General features: G+C 57.0%; 3 protein-coding genes. All 3 read left to right on the forward strand.

Going from position 1 to position 3,977, the window contains the following annotated elements:
* A partial coding sequence (locus tag FE811_RS25995; protein ID WP_140849391.1) for a glycosyltransferase family 4 protein occupies positions 1-1,615 on the forward strand: 1,615 nt, incomplete at its 5' end.
* A gap of 76 nt (positions 1,616-1,691) precedes the next feature.
* On the forward strand, positions 1,692-2,690 hold the full coding sequence (locus tag FE811_RS26000; RefSeq protein WP_140849393.1) for a polysaccharide biosynthesis protein: 999 nt from the start codon (positions 1,692-1,694) through the stop codon (positions 2,688-2,690).
* Between the two features lie 40 nt (positions 2,691-2,730).
* Entirely contained in the window at positions 2,731-3,906 is a 1,176-nt protein-coding gene (locus tag FE811_RS26005) for a polysaccharide pyruvyl transferase family protein (protein WP_140849395.1), read from the forward strand.
* The last annotated feature ends 71 nt before the right edge of the window (positions 3,907-3,977 follow it).

Raw genomic sequence — 3,977 nt, forward strand, 5'->3', positions numbered from 1 at the left:
CCTGACCCAGCATTGCTTCGCCGCGCTCGAGATCGAGCCGTGCGAAGCCGACCGCATCGGCTGGAGCGAGCAGGAGGCGCAGGGCTCGGTCGAGCTGCATCCCGCCATGCTGATGGTCCGGCCCGGCACGCTGGCCGCCATTGTGCGCGACAGTTCGATCGCCTGGGCCACCGGTATCGCCGCGCGTCCCTGTGGCGTGCCCACCACGCTTTTGCGCCTGCAATTGCCCCATTCGCTGTTTTCGGCCGGCGAAGAGCTTTACACTGCGGCCGCGCATGACTTCGTCGCGCTGGCCGCGCGCTGCCATGCCTCGCCCAACCGCGGTGCGCTGGCCTATAGCTGGGACTGGCGCAATCCCGATATTCCCTGGCGGTCGCGGACGCATGAGATCAGCCGCGTGCCCACCAAGGCCGACGCCGCCTATCCGCGCGTGGCCAAGGACGGGCGCGACATCGGCTTCGTCTTGCCCCTGGTCGAATTCGGCGGGGTCGAGCGGGTGGCGCTAAACACCGCGCGCGCGATGAAACGCGCCGGCTGGCGGCCGCATCTGTTCGTTCTGGAGGCGCAGAGCTGCCAGTTCAGCGAGGAATGGCGCGAGACCTTCGACAGCGTCACCTTCTTGGCGGATGCGAATTTTTCGACCTGGGGGCCGGCGAATTCCAACTATCTGGGCACCGACGTGCCCGATTGGTCGCGCTTCGGCGACCAGCGCCAGGCCGCGGCGATGCTGGCCTGGCTGGATGCGGTCATCAACTTCCACGGTGGCGCGATCTCGGGCGTGATGGGGCGGCTGAAGCGCTTTGGCGTCAAGACGGCGCTGTCGCTGCATCTGAGCGACCAGAGCCCGTTCAAGCGGCTGGTCGGCAACACCTACCTGGGGCTGGCCTTCGAACATGCCTATGACGCCGTGCTGCCCTGCTCCGAGCAACTGGGCGACTGGTGCCACGGCATGGGTATTCCCGCCGACAAGATCGTGCCCTTGCTGAACGCCCCCAGCTTCGACCTGCCCGAAGGGGCCGAGGCGCGGATCGACGCCCGCCGGGCCGTGCGCTCGCCGACCGATCCGCTGCGGGTGATCTACCTGGGGCGGCTCGATCACCAGAAGGGCGTCGAGCGGCTGATCTCCATCGTCGAGGCGGCGGAGGCGGCGCGCCTTCCGGTCGAGTGGCGGCTGATCGGCAAGGCAGTGCTGGGCGACAGCACGCTGGAGATCCCGCCGCATATCGGCGCGCTGCTCGAGCCGCCGTTGACCACGCCCGAGGGGTTGGCGGCGGCCTTCGAATGGGCGGATGTCTTCATCCTGCCGTCCTATTACGAGGGGCTGCCGCTGACGATCCTGGAGGCGATGCGTTCGGGGGTCATTCCCATGGCCACGGATGCGGGTGCCGTGACCGAGGTCTTGCGGCAATGGGACAACGGCATCGTCCTGTCCCAGTCCGAGACCATCGCCGAGGCCCTGACCGCATTGACGCGCCTGGCTGGCGATCCCGGCTTGGTCCAGCGCCTTTCGGCGCAGGCGCGCGCGGACATGCGGGGGCGCGATTGGGACGGTGCCGTTGAGCCTTTGATCGAGCGGCTGGAATTCATGCAGACTGCGGATAAGAAGAAGAAATAAGGTTGGGAAAAACAATGAAATCCAAGCGGTATCCGGCGCCTTTTTCCTATAGCCAGATCAACGAAGGTGAAACGCCGTGGAGCTGATTCTGCATATTGGAATGGGCAAAACCGGATCCAGTGCGATCCAGGCTGCTTTGTTGGCCAGCGCCGACCGACTTGCTGCGCAAGGGGCCGAATACCTTGGTATGTGGTTTGATATGCTGGACCCCCGCTTTCGAGGCGTCCAAAATCAAGATCAGTTTTTTAGCCTTCCGCCAGAAGAGATGGCGCGCTCCGCAGATGTGCTGATTGAAGTACTGCGCGCCCGGTCGGGGACCGGAATACAGACTTTCATCCTTTCTAATGAGGCGCTTTCGGGGAAGGCTCGGCAGATAAAACCGATGATAGATCGACTGCGCGAGGCAGGAATCACTCTGCGGATTATCGGCTATGCCCGCCATCCGGCAGCTTGGTTGCCCTCGGCTTATGTGCAGTGGGGCGTTCGTGACAAAGTCGATCCTGGGCCGGTGCAACCCTACGCAGTCAAGGCGCGCAAGCTGGTGCATTGGTATTCTGGGCTGCTACAGTGGCATAAGCAGATGGGAGACATTTTGGAAGTACGGTCTTATGACCAGACCGCGGATATTGTAGGAGATTTTATCAAGACTATCGGGTTCGAACTCAATGTTCCAGACAAACGGGTGCTGGAACGTGGAGAGGATGCCGAGATCGTCATGCGAGCCCTATTCAATAACCGGTTTCCTAAGCATGTACTGCCTGCCGTCTTCGATCAAACCGTTTCCCGAAATCTGGTTACCGTTCCGAAACTAGAAGATGTGATAGAGGAAAGCTTCGACTATTCCGAAACCGATTTGATCATTCGCGAGCAGGCAGCACTTTTTGACCAATTTGCGGAAGCTTTCGGATTCGACTTGCGCACATCCTCCAAGTCCCCTCCGTCGAAGCCAGAAATGGGTGCTTTGCGTAATCGATTGTTTGATGTGCTGTTGGAAATCACGTTAGACCAAGCGCAGCGTATTCGCCGGCTGGAGCGGCGCATAAATCAATTAGAAACGGAAAATACCAGCGCATGAGCGTCTTGGTTTCTCGATAATCCCTTACGTGGAGATAAATATGCCCAAAGATCAATCAGCGACCGACTTTGTTCTCCCAGCAGAAGGAGGCAGTGTCGGATTCCTCGGAATTTCTTCGCAGAGGCGAGAAGGTTCGCGCGAAAACACAGGAAACTTTTTGCATGGCTTTGCCGCCCGTTATATCGTTGGCCAATACCAGAATATTTCTTCGGATAATCTTACTGAAGAGATGATTGAGAAGTATCGGGCTGAGATGACGCACATTGCCTTTGTCACGGCAAATGGGATTAGAGACGGTAACGATAATATTTTTGATTCGAGCCATAAGAAAATGGCCGATGCGATTGAAAAGCTTAATCTCCCAGTGGTGGTATTTGGTCTGGGGGCGCAGGCCAAGCTCGGTCAATCATTTTCCGACATGGACGTTTCGGCGGAGACGAAACGCCTCCTTTCTGTGATTTCGCATTACTCTCCGAAGATTGCGGTTAGGGGGGAGTTTACTGCGGATCTTTGTAGGCGGTTTGGTGTCCACAATGTTGAAGTTATTGGATGTCAATCTTGCTTTATTAGCTGCCGGCCAGATTTTAAATTGCCGGAGTTGGAAAAAACGCCTCATCTGAGTCGTATGGTGGTTAATGTTACTAGCCATACGCGAGAGTTGCCCCTCATAACCGCGGCAATGTCTGAAGGCGCGCTATATATAGGACAAACTGAGCATCTTGAGTATGAACTCGTGAAGCTGGACGAAGGCATCGCTATTGATGATCTTCCCGCCGATGTGCGCTCCCTACTCAAGCCAGGGCTTTATAAGCTTTTTGAATCTGGGCGCCTTGATTTTAAAGAGTTTCATCGTTGGGTAAGAAATAAGTTCTTCCAATTTTACTCGATGCCACCTTGGTTCGGCAAGCTTAGCAACGCGGGCCTCGATGCGTCCATTGGAACACGGTTTCATGGCAATATGGCCGCTATGCAATCGGGTGTGCCCAGCTTATGGGTTGTTCATGACAGCCGGACTCAGGAATTCTGTGACTATCACGGCCTACCTCAAGCTCCATTGAAGGCGCTTACGGAGGAAAAAACGGTGGGAGATATTTTCGATAAATATTACCGGACGGATAGATTCGCGGCGAGATATGCTGAAGGGTACAAGCGCTTCTACGACTATTTGAACGAACATGGCGTGCCGCATAAGCTTTCTGCACCAATGGCCAATTGAAACGATAGTGTGATCTGACGTGTATACTGACTGGCAAAAACTTCATGCCCTTCATCCAGCATAACGGCAAG

The organism is Paracoccus sp. FO-3 (assembly GCF_006386455.1).
GTDB lineage: Bacteria > Pseudomonadota > Alphaproteobacteria > Rhodobacterales > Rhodobacteraceae > Paracoccus > Paracoccus versutus.